7 protein-coding genes are annotated in these 17,532 nt (G+C 64.2%); 3 read left to right on the forward strand and 4 right to left on the reverse strand.

Annotated elements, in window-relative coordinates; translation table 11 throughout:
* The first annotated feature begins 263 nt into the window (after positions 1–263).
* Positions 264–1,628 (forward strand): PFL family protein, encoded by a 1,365-nt coding sequence (locus Q5Q88_RS01430; protein WP_302741355.1) that lies wholly within the window; start codon positions 264–266, stop codon positions 1,626–1,628.
* 270 nt (positions 1,629–1,898) lie between these two features.
* Here the strand turns inward: Q5Q88_RS01430 and Q5Q88_RS01435 are convergent, their stop codons facing one another.
* From Q5Q88_RS01435 to Q5Q88_RS01450, 4 genes are read right to left on the reverse strand one after another with little or no spacing between them, the layout of a single operon-like run.
* Positions 1,899–2,492, reverse strand: a complete 594-nt coding sequence (locus Q5Q88_RS01435; RefSeq protein ID WP_302741356.1) for a corrinoid protein — start codon at positions 2,490–2,492, stop codon at positions 1,899–1,901.
* The gene (locus Q5Q88_RS01440; RefSeq protein WP_302741358.1) at positions 2,389–4,344 is read right to left on the reverse strand and encodes a homocysteine S-methyltransferase family protein; all 1,956 of its coding nucleotides are present in this window, start codon (positions 4,342–4,344) and stop codon (positions 2,389–2,391) included. Before Q5Q88_RS01440 ends, Q5Q88_RS01435 begins: the two co-directional genes overlap by 104 nt.
* Positions 4,345–4,375: 31 nt before the next feature.
* On the reverse strand, positions 4,376–5,161 hold the full coding sequence (locus tag Q5Q88_RS01445; protein ID WP_294122449.1) for a vitamin B12 dependent-methionine synthase activation domain-containing protein: 786 nt from the start codon (positions 5,159–5,161) through the stop codon (positions 4,376–4,378).
* A 2-nt stretch (positions 5,162–5,163) separates the two neighbouring features.
* Entirely contained in the window at positions 5,164–6,045 is an 882-nt protein-coding gene (locus tag Q5Q88_RS01450; protein WP_118654426.1) for a methylenetetrahydrofolate reductase, read from the reverse strand.
* A 316-nt stretch (positions 6,046–6,361) separates the two neighbouring features.
* Between Q5Q88_RS01450 and Q5Q88_RS01455 the strand changes: the two genes are divergently transcribed.
* Together Q5Q88_RS01455 and Q5Q88_RS01460 are read left to right on the forward strand one after the other, a co-directional pair.
* Complete coding sequence (locus tag Q5Q88_RS01455; RefSeq protein WP_302741363.1) at positions 6,362–11,842, forward strand: sugar-binding domain-containing protein; 5,481 nt, start codon at positions 6,362–6,364, stop codon at positions 11,840–11,842.
* A 104-nt stretch (positions 11,843–11,946) separates the two neighbouring features.
* Positions 11,947–17,391, forward strand: coding sequence for a glycoside hydrolase N-terminal domain-containing protein (locus Q5Q88_RS01460; protein WP_302741365.1), 5,445 nt, complete (start codon positions 11,947–11,949; stop codon positions 17,389–17,391).
* Positions 17,392–17,532: the final 141 nt, after the last annotated feature.

Here is a 17,532-nt window from a genome sequence, read left to right on the forward strand (position 1 = left end):
TTTGCAGGTCAACGATACCGCACCCAGCCTCGTCCGACAAGCTGTTTGCATATGAAGACCACGTGGGTGAGCATTTAAAATACGATTTCGAGGCGAGCGAGAATACCCGACTACATGGTCCGCGTGTGCGGTTTTGATTTTGGCGCGCGGCAATCTCGTTGCTTCTTGTGTTTCCACTTGTTCCGGTGCGCAGGTGGGAAAGCGCGCGCGCTAAAATAGAGAGAACGCAAAACATGAACGTACGATCCGCAAAGGAGACCGCCATGTCCATTACGCCCCAGGAGATCGCCGAGACACGCGGTATGGTCTCAGAGCACAATTTGGACATTCGCACGATCACCATGGGCATATCGCTCATGGGCTGCGCCGACGAGAATCTGGATCGCATGTGCACCAAGGTGTACGACCACGTTACCCGCACGGCGGAGCATCTTGTCGAAACGGCAGAGAGCCTTGAGCGTGAGTACGGTATCCCCATCGTGAACAAGCGCGTTTCGGTGACCCCGGTCGCCCAGATCGCGTCGGCGTGCCCCGATGAAGATCTTGTGCCCCTCGCGTATGCCCTCGACCGCGCCGCCGAATCCCTTGGCATCGATTACCTCGGCGGTTATTCGGCGCTCGTCCACAAGGGCATTGGCAACGCCGACCGCCGTCTCATCAGCTGCGTTCCGCGTGCGCTTGCTGAGACGAGCCGCGTGTGCTCCAGCGTGAACGTCGCCACCCTGCGCGCTGGCATCAACATGGATGCGGTGCTCATGGCGGCCCAGACGATCATCGATGCCGCCAAGCTCACCGCCGATCGCGAGTGCGTGGGCGCGTCCAAGTTCGTCTGCTTTGCCAATATGGTCGAGGACTCGCCCTTTATGGCGGGTGCCGTGCATGGTTCCGGCGAAGCTGACGCCGTCATCAACGTGGGCGTATCCGGCCCCGGCGTCATGGCAGCCGCCCTCGAGGAGCTGCCCGAGGACGCCGATATGATGCAGGTCGCGGAGCGCATCAAGCAGACCGCCTTTAAGATTACGCGCGCTGGCGAGCTCATGAGCCGCGAGGCCGCTCGCCGTCTGGGCGTCGACAAGGGCATCGTCGACCTCTCGCTTGCCCCCACACCCGCCATCGGCGACTCCGTTGCCCGCATCCTCGAGATCATTGGTGTCGGCCAGTGCGGAGGCCCCGGCACCACGGCGGCACTCGCACTGCTCAACGACTGCGTTAAGAAAGGCGGCGTTATGGCGAGCTCCTCGGTGGGTGGCCTGTCTGGTGCCTTCATCCCCGTCTCCGAGGACGCCGGCATGATCGAGGCAGCGGAGGCTGGTGCGCTCTCCCTCGAGAAGCTCGAGGCCATGACCTGCGTGTGCTCTGTGGGCCTCGATATGATCGCCGTTCCTGGCGACACCGATGTCGAGACCATCGCGGGCATCATCGCTGACGAGATGGCCATCGGCGTCATCAACAACAAGACCACCGCCGTCCGCATCATCCCCGCTATCGGAAAGGGCGTCGGCGAGTCGGTCGATTACGGCGGCCTGTTCGGTCGGGCTCCCATCATGCCGGTCAACAGCCATGCCGGCACGGTGTTCGCCCATCGCGGCGGCCGTTTCCCGGCACCCATGAATTCGCTCAAGAACTAGCGAAGCGTCGAGGTAATCTCGGTTGATGCGCAGGTGAAGTCAAGCGCGGACGGGGTCTTAGGACCGGCCCGTCCGCGCTTTTGTCCGCTTAGGTCGATTGCGGCGTTGATTCGACAAAGATGTTGAGGTTTTTCGTATTCATTTCGGGTTTTGTCAGGTAGCAGCCCCAAATCCCCAACATGTACCTGCGTGTTTGTTGGGAAAAACCGAGCTCTACTTGGCAAAACCGGAAAACGATACGAAAAACCTCAACTTCCAAGCTGGATTGCGTTAGCCGAAGACTTTTGCGGCGATGCGTGCGGACTCCGCGGCGTCTTTGGCATAGAAATCGGCGCCGATCTGCTCTGCATATTCGGGCGTGAGCACGGCTCCGCCCACCATGACGAGCGTTCCTGGGGCCTCGCGGTGCAACAGGTCGATGGTTTTCGCCATATTGGGGACGGTCGTGGTCATCAGTGCGGACAGGCCCACGAGTTTAATGCCGTGTTCGCGCACCGCATCGAGCACGGCCTGCGGCTTTACGTCGCGTCCGAGGTCGATCACCGTGTATCCGTAGTTGTCGAGCAGCATTTTGACGATGTTCTTGCCGATGTCATGGATATCGCCCTCAACGGTGGCCACGCAGATCGTTCCCTTGTCGAGCTCCTTACTGGCGGGCATCTGCTCCCGTATGATGTCAAAGCCCGCACGCGCCGCTTCCGCCGAGGCCATGAGCTGCGGCAAGAACAGCTCTCCTCGATCGAAGCGCGTCCCAACTTCGTCAAGGGCGGGGATAAGGTGAGCATCGATGAGGTCGAGCGGGGGGAGGGTGTTCAGCAGTTCGCGTGTGAGCTCGGCCGTCTCGCGTTTGCGCCCGGTGAGCACGAAATGGCCGATTGACCGCTCGGAGTTCGGGGAAGGCGCGCTCGGCGCATTCCCATCGACGCGTGTGGAGGCGGTAGCGTCCGGCAAACGGATGGCCTTGTCGTCGGACTTCGCGTATGGATCGCGCCATCCCGCGTAGCGCTCGATGTAATCGCGTGCGCCGGCATCCTCGCCATTGAGGACGCGGAAGGTGCGCACGGCGTCCATGTAGCGATCCGAGCCGGGGTTGAGGATCGGGGTGTCCAGTCCGGCTCCGAGGGCAGCGGCGAGGAACGCGCCGTTGAGCAGGGGCCGCTGCGGCAGTCCAAAGCTGACGTTCGACACGCCGAGCGTGCACTTGACCCCCCAGGCGTTCCTTGACCATCGAGATGGCACGGAGCGTCTCGAGCGCTTGACGCTGATCGGTCGAGACGGTCATGGCGAGGCAGTCGATGAGGAGGCGCGTGCGCGGGATGCCGTGTCGCTCGGCTTCTCCCACGATGCGCGTGGCGATTTCGAACCGCTGCTCGGCGGTGGTGGGGATGCCCGCCTCGTCGAGCGTGAGGCCAATGACGTTGGCTCCGTATCGCGCGGCGATGGGCAAAATCTCGTCCAGGACCTCTTGCTTGCCGTTGACGGAATTGATGATCGGCTTGCCGGGGTACCGCCGGACGGCGGCCTCGAGCGCGGCGGGGACGGTGGAGTCGAACTGGAGCGGCAGTGTGACGGCCCCCGAGAGGCGTTCACCGGCGACCTGTAAGGCATCGACCTCGTCGATATCGGGGAGTCCCACGTTGACGTCGAGGATATCGGCCCCCTGCTCCTGCTGCGCGATGCCCTCGCTTACGAGATAGTCGAAATCTCGAGTGCGGAGCGCCTCCTTGAGCCGCTTCTTGCCCGTGGGATTGATACGTTCGCCGATGACGGCGATGGCTCGGCTTTCGGTGGGAAGCGAGATGAGTGCTTGGGCGCTCGTGACGGTGAACGCCTGGGGCACCTCTCGCTTGCGCGGGGTGCGCCCCCGCAGCACATCGGCGATGAGGGCGATGTGACGGGGATCGGTGCCACAGCATCCTCCGAGAATACCAATGCCGTCGTCCACCATGCCACGAACTGCCGCGGCGTACTCCTCGGGCCCGATGTCAAAGACGGTGCAGTCGTGTTCGACATGGGGAAGACCCGCATTCGCCTGGACAATCAGCGGCTTTTCCGTGACGGCGAGCATGCGCTGGGCAAGTGCGCGCAGCTCGTGCGGCCCTTGGGAGCAGTTGATGCCCAGCGCGTCGACCCCAAGGGCATCGAGGGTGACGGCGGCGACTTCTGGGGAGGTGCCCAGGAACGTACGGCCATCCGCCTCAAAGGTCATCGTCACGAAGATGGGAAGCCCGGTGTTTTCGCGGCAGGCAAGGATGGCGGCCTTGACCTCGAGTACGTCGGTCATCGTCTCGATGATGAAGAGGTCGGCGCCGGCGTCCGAAGCAGCTCGAGCCTGCTCGGCGAATGCGTCGTATGCCTCATCGAAGCTGAGCGTGCCCAAAGGGCGCAAGAGCGCGCCGAGCGGACCGATATCGGCGGCGACCAGGTGAGCGCCGGCAGCACGAGCGCACGAAACGGCGGCAGCGTAGACCTCGTCGACCGTGGCACGGCCATCGAGCTTCAATCGGTTCGCCCCAAAGGTGTTGGTGGTGATGACATCGCTGCCTGCCTCGACGTACGCGCGATGGATGGCCTCGATGTGCTCGGGGTTCGTGAGGCAGAGCAGTTCGGGAAGTTCTCCGGCAGCTAGTCCGGCGGCTTGGAGCATGGTTCCCATGCCGCCGTCGAATAGCAGGTGACAGTCTCCGCTGATGGCTTTGTGCAGCAAGGTGTCCATGAGTCTCCTTGTCGTTGGATGGTCTTTCATCCTAACAGGTGGTGCCGCGTTTGCGCATGGAGCAGGAGGCGCGCATGCGGCAGATGGCGCATCGCGCCGGCGCATCGGCGGCACGGGGCGGCCCCTCAAAAACGCCGATCATGGCGCTTACGGATTTACTGGGCACCATGAGGTTGGTGGGTGTGACGGTGAGCCCGATGCGTCGGGTGGCGTCAAGGGATGCGAGGAGCCGCCCCTGCGCCTCGAGCGGGCAATCGCCATATCCGCACGAGAAGCGCCAGTTGCATGAAAGGCCGGCGGCGGATGCCGCGTCCTGCACCATGGAGTCGAGATGTCCGACGGCGGACTCGATGAGCGCGGAGGACGCTGCATCGTAGATTGCGGCATCCAACGGGCTTTGTGCGCCGAGCGCGCGCAGGCGCCGCTCGTTGTCCATGCCGAGCGTGCATGCGAGCACCGTGCACCAGCGTGCGTCCTTGAGGTGGCGGTAGATGTCACGCCCCTTGAGGGTTGCGACCGTTCCCGTGAGGCGAATACACGCCTTCCCCTCGTCGTCAAGGGTGGAGGCGTCTACGGGAAACGTCGCGAAGACGCCTCGCGCCCGTCCATGGGCTTCGACGTCGCGTGCGACCCGCTCGATCCTGCACGCCAGGTCGTCTTCGATGTTCTGTCCCGTATGCCCCAGATATCGCAGCATTTCATTGCGGTCAATCGCGAGGGGATCCTCCGTGCCTCCAAGCGTGACGACGCGCGGCCCCGCAAGCGCGCCGGGGAGTTCGCGCATGTTCGACGACGTGGCCTCGGTTTGCGTATCCACGGCTAGCGGGTCTCTTGACGAAGGGCACTCATAGCGGCACGGGCGACGCTCGGTCGGTTCATGGTGTAGATGTGCAGGCCGTCCACGCCGTGGTCGGCGAGGTCCTCAAGCTGGCGGCACGCATATTCGATGCCGGCGGCACGCAGGCTGTCCGGATCGTCTTCAAAACGCGCGAGCAGTTTGATAACGGGAGAGGGAAGCGAGGCGCCGCACATGAACACCATGCGGCTGATCTGCTGCTTTCCCATGAAGGGCATGATTCCGGCGGTGATGGGGACGGTGATGCCCGCGGAGTCCGCAAGCTCGCGGAAGCGATAGAAGTAATCGTTGTCGAAAAAGAGCTGCGTCACGAAGAAGCTCGCTCCCGCATCCTGCTTTTGCTTGAGATGGCGCATGGAGCGCGCGAGGTCGTCGCATTCCAGGTGGCCTTCCGGATACGCCGCCGCGCCGACGCAAAAGCCCGCCTCGACGAGCGGCGGGATGATGTCCTTCGCATAGCGGAAATCGGCGCAGCCCGGGCCGGTCGGGGCTCCTTCGGGGACATCCCCGCGCAGCGCGAGCACGTTTTCCACACCCGCCGCGCGCATCTCGTCGATCTTCGCGGCGAGGTCCGCGCGCTTGAGCGAGATGCAGGTGAGGTGGGCGACCGAGGGGATAGCGAGTTCCGTATCGATCATCTGGGCGATCTGCGTGGTGGCGGCGTTGTTGCCCGATCCTCCAGCCGAATAGGTGACGCTGATGAAGTCGGGCCCCAGGGGCGCGAAGGAGGCGGCGACTTCTCGAGCTCGCTCGAGCGTGAGCTCGCCTTTGGGCGGAAACATCTCGAACGAGACGGGGAGCCTGCGGAGCCGCTGCGCCGTTTCGAAGATATCGGATATATACATGGTGAGCCTTCCCCTTGCAATGGTAGCGATTCACTATAGCGCAGCGGAGCGCTGGTGGGCGGGAGGGGCATCCACGATATATATTGGTTACGAAGGGAAGGATGCCGCGCGCAGCCAGCTTTGATTGCCGCTGTGCTCACCATAATCTAACTGGTATTTTGTGTGTAATGCCAATCTTGCCCCGCATAACCGTTCACCGTTCGATGGCGCACGCTGGCGGCTCCGCCGGGAAGCGGACGGTATAAAACTGACATGCTGTACCTCATATATGGCGAAGCTATGCGTCGACATCGGGTCGACGATAGAAGGAGGTTGCATGAGTACATTGCACACCCAAAGCCGCCCCAGGAAGGGGGCGCACCGTACGCGTGCGAAGCGCGTGCTGTGCGCGGCGCTGGTGGGCGCTTTGGCGCTTGGTGCTCCTGCGGTGTCGGCGGTCGCGGCGGGGCTGGGTCCCTCGCTGCGTTCGCAGTCGACGACGCAGATGAGTTCCAAGCCCGAGGTCGTCTACATCAACAGCGTGACCGATCCGGCTCAGCGCGTGCAGGGGTTCAACGAGAACTGGAAGTTCAAGTTGGGCGAGGTCTCGGGTGTAAACACCGAGGCGTTCGACGATTCCTCGTGGGATGTCGTCGACCTGCCGCATGATTACAGCATCGACCAGGATTACACCAAGACCGGCGAGGCGGAGAGCGCCTACAAGCCGGGCGGTATCGGCTGGTACCGCAAATCCTTCGAGGTGGGCAACGACCTTGCCGGCAAGCAGGTCCGCATCGACTTCGACGGTGTCTACATGGACGCGACCGTCTACATCAACGGCCAGGAGCTGGGCAGCCATCCGTACGGTTACACGCCCTTCTCCTTCGATCTCACGCCCTATCTCAAGGTGGGCGAGCAGAATGTCATCGCCGTTCGCGTGAACAACCAGATCCCGTCGTCCCGCTGGTACTCCGGTTCCGGTATGGGCCGCGACGTCGACCTGGTCGTGACCGACCCCGTCCACGTTGCCAAGGACGGCGTTCAGGTGACCACCCCGCAGCTGGAGTCCCAGAAGGGCGGCAACGTCACCACGCATCTGAAGACCTCCGTTGCCAACGCGGGCAAGTCCGAGGCCGCGGTGACCCTCGTCCAGACCGTGTTCAAGCGCGGTGAGAGCGTCGAGCAGGCCATCGGCACCCAGACCACGCAGGTCACGGTTGCCGCTGGCGAGACGAAGGCCGTCGAGGCCGACCTCACAGCGACCAAGCCCGAGCTGTGGAGCACGGATAGCCCGGTGCTCTACACCGTGCGCACGCAGGTAAAGATGGGCGACAAGGTCATCGACACCTACGATACCGATTTCGGCTACCGCTTCTTCAAGTTCGACGCCGCCAAGGGCTTCTCGCTCAACGGCGAGTCCATGAAGATCAAGGGCGTGTGCATGCATCACGACCAGGGCGCCCTGGGCTCCGTCTCGACGCGCGATGCGCTCGAGCGCCAGGTGAAGCTCCTGAAGGAGATGGGCTGCAACTCCATCCGCACATCGCACAACACGCCGGCCCGCGAGTTGGTCGAGATCTGCAACGAGCAGGGCATGCTGCTCGACCTCGAGTTCTTCGATGGCTGGACGTCGCAGAAGAACGGCAACTCCAAGGACTACGCTCGCTTCTTCAACAAGGCCATGGGTGAGTCCGAGCTCATCGGCGCCTCCGCGGACAAGACCTGGGCGCAGTTCGATCTCGAGCAGAGCATCGCGCGCGACTACAACGCGCCCGCGATCATCATGTGGTCCATCGGTAACGAGATGACCGAGGGTACCGGTGGCATCTCCAACTTCAACCAGGTGCAGCAGAACCTGATCGATTGGGTCAAGGCCGTCGATACCACGCGCCCCGTCACCACGGGCGACAACCAGTACAAGAACAATGGCAGCACCACGCTGAACCCGCAGGGCATCGCGAACGCCAAGGGCATCGTCGGCCTCAACTACGCCGACGGCAACGTGTATGACAAGGCTCATCGCGAGCATAGCGATTGGATCTTGATCGGTTCCGAGACCGCTTCCGCCATCAACAGCCGCGGCATCTACAACACGCATGGTCAGGATGGCAGCGCCCAGCAGCTCACCGCTTACGATTACAGCGCGGTCGGCTGGGGCCACGTGGCCTCGAAGGCTTGGTACGATGTGCTCACCCGCGACTTCATGTCCGGCGAGTACGTGTGGACCGGCTTCGATTACCTGGGCGAGCCCACGCCGTGGAACGGTACGGACTCCGGTGCCAAGGGCACCTGGCCGTCTCCGAAGAACTCCTACTTCGGCATCATCGATACCGCCGGCCTTCCCAAGGACTCCTACTATCTGTATCAGAGCCTGTGGAACGAGGACGTCAACACCCTGCACATGCTGCCCGCATGGAACAGTGATGTGGTGAAGAAGGACGGCCAGAACAAGGTCGATGTCGCGGTGTACACCGATGCAGCAGCCGTCGAGCTGTTCTTCACGCCGAAGGGTTCCACCGAGCGCCAGTCGCTGGGTAAGAAGGCCTTCACGACCAAGACCACCGAGGGCGGCGTTTCCTATCAGATCTACGAGGGCGATGGCGCCTACACCGGTAACGATATCCATCGCAACCTGTACCTCACCTGGAAGGTCCCCTATGCCGACGGCACCATCACCGCCGAGGCATACAACGCCAAGGGCGAGAAGATCGACACCTCGACGTGGCAGGGTCGCCAGAGCGTGACCACCACCGGCAAAGCCGCGAAGCTCAAGGCCGAGGTCAATCGCGAGGGCATGACCGCGAACGGTACCGACCTCGCATACGTTACCGTGAGCGTGACCGATGCCGAGGGCAACGTCATTCCCAACGCGACCAACAACGTGACGTTCAAGGTGACCGGCTCGGGTAGCCTCGCCGGCATCGACAACGGCAGCTCGCCCGACCATCAGTCTTATCGCGATGACAACCGCGATGCGTTCTCCGGCCAGCTGGTGGGTATCGTGCGCGCGGGCGAGAAGGCTGGCGATGCCACCGTTACGGTGAGCGCCGATGGCCTCGAGTCCACCACCATCACGATCCCCGTCGCCGCCTCCTCGGATGCTCCCGAGGCGAAGACGGCCGACAGCCTGTACTTCGCGCGCTACCACTACGTGAAGACGGGCTCCGCGCTCGAGCTTCCCGCCGCCGTTCAGGTGCGCTATAGCGACGGCGCGTCTGAGAACAAGGCTGTTACCTGGGATAACGTTCCTGCTGATAAGCTGGCGACCCCCGGCAGCTTCACCGTAAGCGGTACGGTCGCCGATACGCCCGTTCGCGCTACCGCCGTGGTCACGGTCGTCGACGATATCGCTGCGCTGCTCAACTACTCCACCACCGTGAGCAAGGGCGCCGAGCCCGTGCTGCCCGATAGCCTCCCGGCCGTTATGGCGGACGGCACCGTGCTCAACGCCAATTTCCCGGTGACGTGGAGCGCTGCCGAGGACGGCGCGTACGACAAGGCGGGCACCGTGATGCTTGCCGGCACGTCCAACGTGTTCGGCAAAGATGTCACCGTTACCGCTTCGATCCGCGTCCAGGAGGAGACCATCACCATCGGCGGCAACATCGCCAAGGATGCGATGAAGATTACGCAGAGCGTGCCCGAGGGCAAGCAGAGCGATACGCTGATGGCGATCGTAGACGGCAAGACCGAGCCCGGTGCGAATACCGGCGGCGGTGCAAATCCCACGCTGTGGTCCAACTATGATTATTCTCAGGATGGCAACAAGACCGCGCAGGTTACCTTCGAATATGCAACTCAGCAGCGTTTCGGCCAGTTCAAGGTGACCTTTGCCAAGGACAGCTGGTCCGCTCGCTTCCCCGATGACAACGCGACGAAGTTCGAGGTGTCTGAGAACGGTAAGGATTGGACGCCGCTGACCGTTACCGAGACGCGCGCGGATGCCCAGGGCAATGCTCGCCTCTACACTTATGACTTCGCTCCCGTCACGGCGACCTTCGTCCGCATGACGGTGACGAACGCCGACGTGCAGACCGGCACTACTGCAAAGCCCTGCACCGCGATCACCGAGGTCGAGCTGAATACCGCTCAGGGTAGCTTCGTGACGAACGCGACCGCGAAGCTCGCCTCGCTCAAGGTGAACGGCACCGCCGTGCCGGACTCCGCCCTGAAGCAGGGTGGCTATAACACGCCCGCCGAGACCGCTAAGGTCGAGCCGGTCGCCGCCGATAACGCCGCCGTGACCGTGCTCCCCGCGCACGACGACAAGGTCCTGATCATCATCGAGTCCGAGGACCACAAGACCCGCAGTACCTTCACCGTCAACCTCGGTGCCCCCGAGACGATGGATCCCGCCGACGATTCGCGCGACTATCCGGTCGACAAGATCGTCAATACGGAGACCGGCAGCGTGCATGAGCCCGCTTCGGGCAACGAGGGTCCGCTGTCCTTCGCCTTCGATAAGAACAACGAAACCTACTATCACTCCCACTGGACCGCGACCACGCTCGACAACCTGTGGGTAACCATGGAGCTCGAGGAGCCCACCGCCATCGACGGCCTGCGCTATCTGCCGCGTCCTGCCAGCAGCGGTAGCCACAACGGCACCTTGTTCGGCGCCAAGCTCCAGTACAGCGAGGACGGCAAGACCTGGAAGGACGCCGGAACCGCAACCTGGCTTTCTCCCGAGGATGCCGACTACACGCGCGATTGGAAGCTGCTCCAGCTCGCCAAGCCCGTGACGGCCAAGTACTTCCGCCTGCAGGCTACGGCCACCTATGCCGACGGCGGCCGTAACAATGCGTTCCTGAGCGCCGCCGAGCTGCGCTTGACGAAGGCGAAGAGCACGACGACCGACATCGCCAGCGATGCCGTCTCCATCGAGGTTCCCGCTTCCGTTACCGTCGACCGTGTCGACGCCGAGCATCCCGTGGATGCCTCCGTGGTATCCGTCGTGGTCAAGCATGGCGAGAAGACCTTGGAGAACGGCGTGGATTACACGCTCGAGTTCGCCGACAACACCGCTGCCGGCACCGGCAAGGTGACCGTCAAGGGTATGGGCAAGTACGCCGGCTCTGTCGAGCGCACCTTCGAGATCAAGGTTGCCGAGCCCGTGCTCGAGGGCATCGCCATCAAATCGGCTCCCTCGAAGACCACGTACAAGGTCGGCGAGAAGCTCGAGCCCGCAGGCTTGGTGCTGATGCTGAGCTACTCCAATGGAGACGCCGTCGATGTTGAGTACGGCGCCGATACTGCTGCGGCGTTCGCGTTCACGCCGGGTCTGGACGAGGCTTTCGCCGAGGAAGCCGCCGCGCTCGAGGTAACCGTTGCCTACGAGGGCAAGACGGCTGTGTTCGACGTTCGCGTCGAGAAGTCCGCCGAGCCCGAGCCCGAGCCCGAACCCGAGCCCGAGCCCGAACCCGAGCCCGAGCCCGAACCGGAGCCCGAGCCTGGCGTCAACTACGCCGGCAAGCTCAAGGAGCTGCTGGCGAACAACGCGAACCTGGTCGAGTCTGATTACAAGCCCGAGGCCTGGGACCGCTTCGTCGCCGCCCGCGACGCCGCGCAGGCTTTGCTCGGCAGCGGATCGGCTACCGACGAGCAGCTCAAGGATGCTTTCAACGAGCTGAACGCGGCTGTGAAGGGCCTGCTGGAGAACCCCTCCGACAAGCCGGCTACCGGTGACAAACCCGCCGCGGGCGACAAGCCCGGTGCGGGCGGTGGCCTGGCGCAGACGGGTGATCCCGCCGGCATTGCCGCCGTCATCGCCATGGGTGGTGCCACAGCCATCGCTGCAGCCCGCCGCCGTCGTCGCTAAACGACGATCATGCAACGGGGGAGGGCGCAACCGCGCTTTCCCCCGCTTTTTATTCAGAGCCCCCTGCCTCAAGTAGCTGGGGGAGCGAAAGGTTGGACAGGGTCATGAAGATGACACGAATGATTAAGGGGGCGAAGTTTCCCCTGAAGGCGGCGACCGCGGTGGTCCTAGCGGCGACCGTGGCGCTTCCGGGTGTCGGTTGGGCAGCGTCTCGCAATGCCGACGCGTCCGACGTCACGGTGAATGCCGTGACCGTCGGCAACCCCTTGAGGCTTCGCTATGACGAAGCCGCGTCGGCCGCCGGCGATGCAGCGGGCGATGTGTGGCAGAAGCGCACGCTGCCCATCGGCAACGGCGACATGGGCGCGAACGTGTACGGCGAGGTGCAGACCGAGCACCTCACCTTTAATGAGAAGACGCTGTGGACCGGTGGTCCGAGTGATTCCCGCAAGAACTACAACGGCGGCAACAACGTCTCGAAGGGTGCCAACGGCGCTACGATCAAGCGCATCCAGCAGCTCTTCTCCGAGGGCAAGAACACCGAGGCCGCCAATATGTGCGACCAGCTCATCGGTGACCAGGAAGGCTACGGCGCCTATCAGGCCTGGGGCGACATCTACTTGAAGTACACCGACCTGGGCAATGGCTCCGCGTCCGATTACGAGCGCTCGCTGGATCTTACGACCGGTATCGCGGGCGTCGAGTTCGATGCGGCCGGCCGGCACATCGCGCGCGAGTTCTTCGCCAGCCATCCCGACAAGGTCGTCGTAGGCCGTCTCGAGGCGAGCGGCAAGGCAGGCGTCAACGTCGAGATCACCTTCCCGTCCAAGCAGGCGGGCGCCAAGGTCAGCGCATCGGGCAACCAGATCACCATGACCGGTGCGGTGCAGGATAACCAGCTCAAGTACGCTTCCGTGCTCAAGGTGGTGGCAAACGGCGGCAACGTGAAGGCCCAGGGCGACAAGCTCGTGGTCTCGGGTGCCGACGACCTTACGTTCTACGTTGCAGCGGCGACGGATTTCAGGAATGATTATCCGGTCTATCGCACCGGTGAATCCGATGCCGAGCTCCTGGCGCGCGTGCAGAAGACGGCGGACGACGCCGTGGCGCGCGGCTACGACGCCGTCCGTGCCGACCACGTCGAGGACTTCTCCGCGCTCATGAACCGCGTGGACCTCGACCTGGGCTTTGACGGCGTGGTGTCCGAGCGCGCCACCGACGACCTGCTCACCGCGTATCGCAATAAGACCGCGACCGCGGCCGAGCGCCGTCAGCTCGAGACCATGCTGTTCCAATACGGCCGCTATCTCACGCTGGGTTCTTCCCGCGAGGACTCGCAGCTGCCCAGTAACCTGCAGGGCGTGTGGAACAACGTCAACAACCCGCAGTGGGCGTCCGACTACCACATGAACGTCAACCTGCAGATGAACTACTGGCCCGCGTACTCCACGAACCTCGCCGAGTGCGCCACGCCGCTGCTATCCTACGTGGATTCCCTGCGCGAGCCCGGTCGCGTGACCGCCGCCGTGTATGCAGGCGTCGAGACTCCCGAGGGCGACACCCAGGGGCAGGGCTTCATGGCCCATACGCAGAACACCCCGTTCGGCTGGACCTGCCCCGGCTGGTCCTTCCAATGGGGCTGGTCGCCCGCTGCCGTGCCCTGGATCCTTCAGAACACCTACGATGCCTACCGCTACAGCGGCGACCTCGAGCTCCTGAAGAACGACATCTACCCCGCCCTGCGCGAAGAGGCCCAGCTGTACAGCAAGACGCTCATCAAGGACGAGAGCGGCAAGTACATCTCGTCTCCGGCGTACTCGCCCGAGCAGGGTCCGCGTACGGCGACGAACACCTACGAGCAGGTGCTCGTGTGGCAGCTCTTCCACGATGCCATCGAGGCCGGCAAGCTGGTGGGCGAGGATGAGGCGGTGCTCGCCGTATGGCAGGACCGTTTCGACAACCTGCGCACGCCCATCGAAATCGGTTCGGACGGCCAGATCAAGGAGTGGTACATCGAGGACGCGTACAACAAGGACGCTGATGGCAACACCTTGGGCGAGGGCTATGGCCACCGCCATCTCTCGCATATGCTCGGCCTGTTCCCCGGAACGCTCGTGTCCCAGGACACGCCCGAGTGGTTCCAGGCGGCGCGCACGTCCATGAACCTGCGCACCGATTCCAGCACGGGCTGGGGCATGGGCCAGCGTATCAACACGTGGGCGCACCTGCGCGACGGCGACCGTGCGCTCAAGTTGATCGGCGACCTGTTCAACAGCGGTATCTATCCCAATCTGTGGGACACCCATCCGCCGTTCCAGATCGACGGCAACTTCGGTGCGACCTCCGGTATCGCCGAGATGCTGCTGCAGAGCTCCAACGGCTACATCGACCTGCTGCCTGCCCTGCCGAGCGAGTGGGATCACGGTAGCGTATCGGGCCTGGTGGCACGCGGCGACTTCGAGGTCGCGATGACGTGGGCTTCCGGTGCGCTGGTCACGGCCGATATCACGTCGAACAACGGCGGCGTGGCCACGGTGAACGTGCCCGATGCCGCGCTCGCCACCGTGACGGATGGCACGGGCGCCCCCGTGGCGTTCACGGCGCTCTCCGCCGATCGCATCAGCTTCGATACCACCGCTGGCGGTACGTACCGGATCGCCCAGATTCCCGCTGTCGAGCGCCCCGCCGTGCCGCAGAACGTCGCCGTCGCCGCAACGGGCGAGGGCGAGGCTACGGTCACCTGGGATGCCGTGGCGGAGGGCGCCCTCTATACCGTCGAGCGCCGCGTCGACGGCGGCGACTGGACGGCCGTGGGCAACAGCGTGTCCACGACCACGTTCGCGGACGAGGCCTGCCCCGCGGGCTTTGGAACGGTTGAGTACCGCGTCCAGGCGATTCTTAACGGCCTGCGCGGTCCCGCCAGCGAAGCGGTCGCGCTGCCCGAGGCGCCCGCCGTGTGCGAGACGCTCGGCCGCGTCGACGACCAAGACCCGCATGTGATCTACAGCGGCGCTTGGGCCAATTGGAACAACAGCACCGACGGCAACTACGGTGACACCATCAAGTACCTGCAGAATCCGACCGGCACCGAGACCGCGAGCCTCACGTTCCGCGGAACGGGCATCGAGGTCGTCACGGTGACGAACTACGACCGCGGCTACTACGAGGTGACCATCGACGGCAAGGTCGTGGCAGAGCGGGTCGACACCTACTCCGCGACGAGCGTGCGCCAGAAGATCGTCTACTCCAAGACGGGTCTCGAGCCCGGCGTGCACACGATCGTGCTGCGCGCGACGGGCACCAAGAACACCTCGTCGTCCCTGGCCAAGGTGGAGCTCGATGCATTCAACGTGATCGATACGTCTGCCAAGCCGGTGACGGGCGTGACCGTGCGTTCGGAGAACGGCATGACGCTGCTGGCAAAAGACGGCTCGACGCTCCAGATGGTCGCGGACGTGAAGCCTGCCGACGCACGCGTGCAGGACATCGCGTGGTCGGTTGCCACGAAGAGCGGTTCCGCCACGGGCACCATCTCCGAGGACGGTCTGCTCGCGGCGAGCGGCGAGGGCGTGCTTACGGTCACGGCTGCGTGCGGCGACATATCCGGCTCGCTCGATGTGACCCTGGCTCCTGCCGGGACCGTGTCCACCGCGGTCGAGGACTGCAAGGGCACGCCTCCCGTGGATGCAAAGGGCACCCTGAACGATGATGAGCGCCTCACCTGGACGGGTGGCTGGTACAGCTGGGGCGAGGCCGGTCACCACGGCGGCTCCAAGGGCGAGAGCAACACCCTGGGCGATTCGGTGAGCCTGCGCTTCGAGGGCACGGGCATCCGCGTGTACTCGGCGTTGAACAACGATAACGTGGCCTTCAAGGTCGAGATCGACGGCGCCGTGGTGAACGAGGCCCTATCGTTGGGCGGCAATGACCAGAAGAACGTGAAGGTCTTCGAGAAGCTCGACCTCAAGAACGGCGAGCACACCATCAAACTCACCTCCGTCGCGCGCGCGGGCGCCGGCCAGAGCAAGTCGAACGTCGACTGGTTCGAGATCATCGCGCCGAGCGACGCGGCAAACAAGGTCGAGCTGCAGGCGCAGATCGAGGCGGGAGCGGGTCTGCTCGAGGGCGCCTACACCACTGAGAGCTGGGACGTCTATAGCAAGGCGCTCGATGCTGCGGTGAAGGTCATGAACGACGCGAACGCCACGAGCGAGACGGCCGCCGAGCGCGCCACATCGCTGAAGGAAGCGCGCGAGCAGCTCGTTTTGATCGACGACGCTTCCATCGAGTTTGACACCGAGGCGCATCTGGCATTTCCCGCGATCGAATCGCGCGCGGTGTGCACGAGCTGGGACGCCGTTAAGGATGCCGCGACGTATCGGGTGCGCGTCTTTGCAGCCGATGCCGAGGGCGCGCCCACGGGCGACGCCCTGTCCGACATCGTGGTCGACGGTGTGCTCGCGCGCGTGAGCGGCCTCGATCCCGAGACGTCCTACGTCGTGCGCGTCGATGCACGTAACGAGGCGGGCCGCGTTATCAAGCGTATCGAGGGCGCGGTCGACACCCTGCCCGTCGCATCCGAGGATGCCCTTGAAGCCCCCACGGGCCTGGCGGTGCAGCCGAGCGAGACGAAGGGCGAGGCCGTGCTTTCGTGGAACGCCGTCGAGGGTGCTACGCGCTATCACGTATACGTGAACGGCGTGAAGAGCGCGACGGTCGACACCGCGTCGGTCATGCTGTCCGGCCTGGTGAAGGACGGCGTGTACTCCGTCAAGCTCGTGGCGAGCAGCGACAGCGGCGCCACATCCCTGCCGGCATCCCTCGTGTTCACGTACGAGGGCGCCCAGGAGCCCGCCGTTGACTACGCGGGCAAGATTCGCGACCTGTTGGATGCGAACAAGAACCTGGTCGAGTCCGAGTACGAGGCGGCTGCTTGGAAGCAGTTCGCCGAGGCCCGCGATGCGGCTCAGAAGCTGCTCGACGACGACTCGGCAGACGAGAGCGCTCTGAAGGCGGCGTACGAGAAGCTGGTGGATGCGCTCGAGAATCTGGCGGACCATCCCGCCAAACCCGAGCCGGGTGTGGACTATGCCGAAATGATCCGCAAGGTTCTGGAGGAGAGCAAGGGCCTGGCCGAGGACGAGTACGAGCCCGAGGCGTGGACGCGTTTCGCTGCCGCCCGCAACGCGGCGCAGGCGCTGCTCGACGCGGGGTCGGATGACGCCGAGGCGCTGAAGGCCGCCTACGACGAGCTGCTCGCCTCCATCGCGAACCTCAAGGAGCATCCGGCGCCCGAGCCCGAACCCGAGCCCGAGCCCGAACCCGAGCCCGAGCCGAGCCCCGATCCCGATACCGGCGGCAACGGCGGCGGTAACGCCGACGGCAACGGTGGTAGCGCCGGTGGAAACAATGCCGGCGGCAACGCTGCATCGGGCGGTGGAGCAGGGTTCTCGAACGGTCTGGCCCAGACCGGCGACCCCGCATCCCTCGCCGTGGTGTTCACGGCGCTGGGTGCCGCGGCAATCGCTGCAGCGCGCCGCAAGCGCTAGGACGTCATGCCCGCGGTGCCGGCTGCCGGCTTGTGAAGCCGGTATGCGGATGCCCACGGATAAAGGACCAAGCGTGAAGGCCCCGTCGCATGGAGCGGCGGGGCCTTTTACTTTTGAAGGCCCGTCCGCCCAAAGGGCGTA

The organism is uncultured Collinsella sp. (assembly GCF_959026545.1).
GTDB lineage: Bacteria > Actinomycetota > Coriobacteriia > Coriobacteriales > Coriobacteriaceae > Collinsella.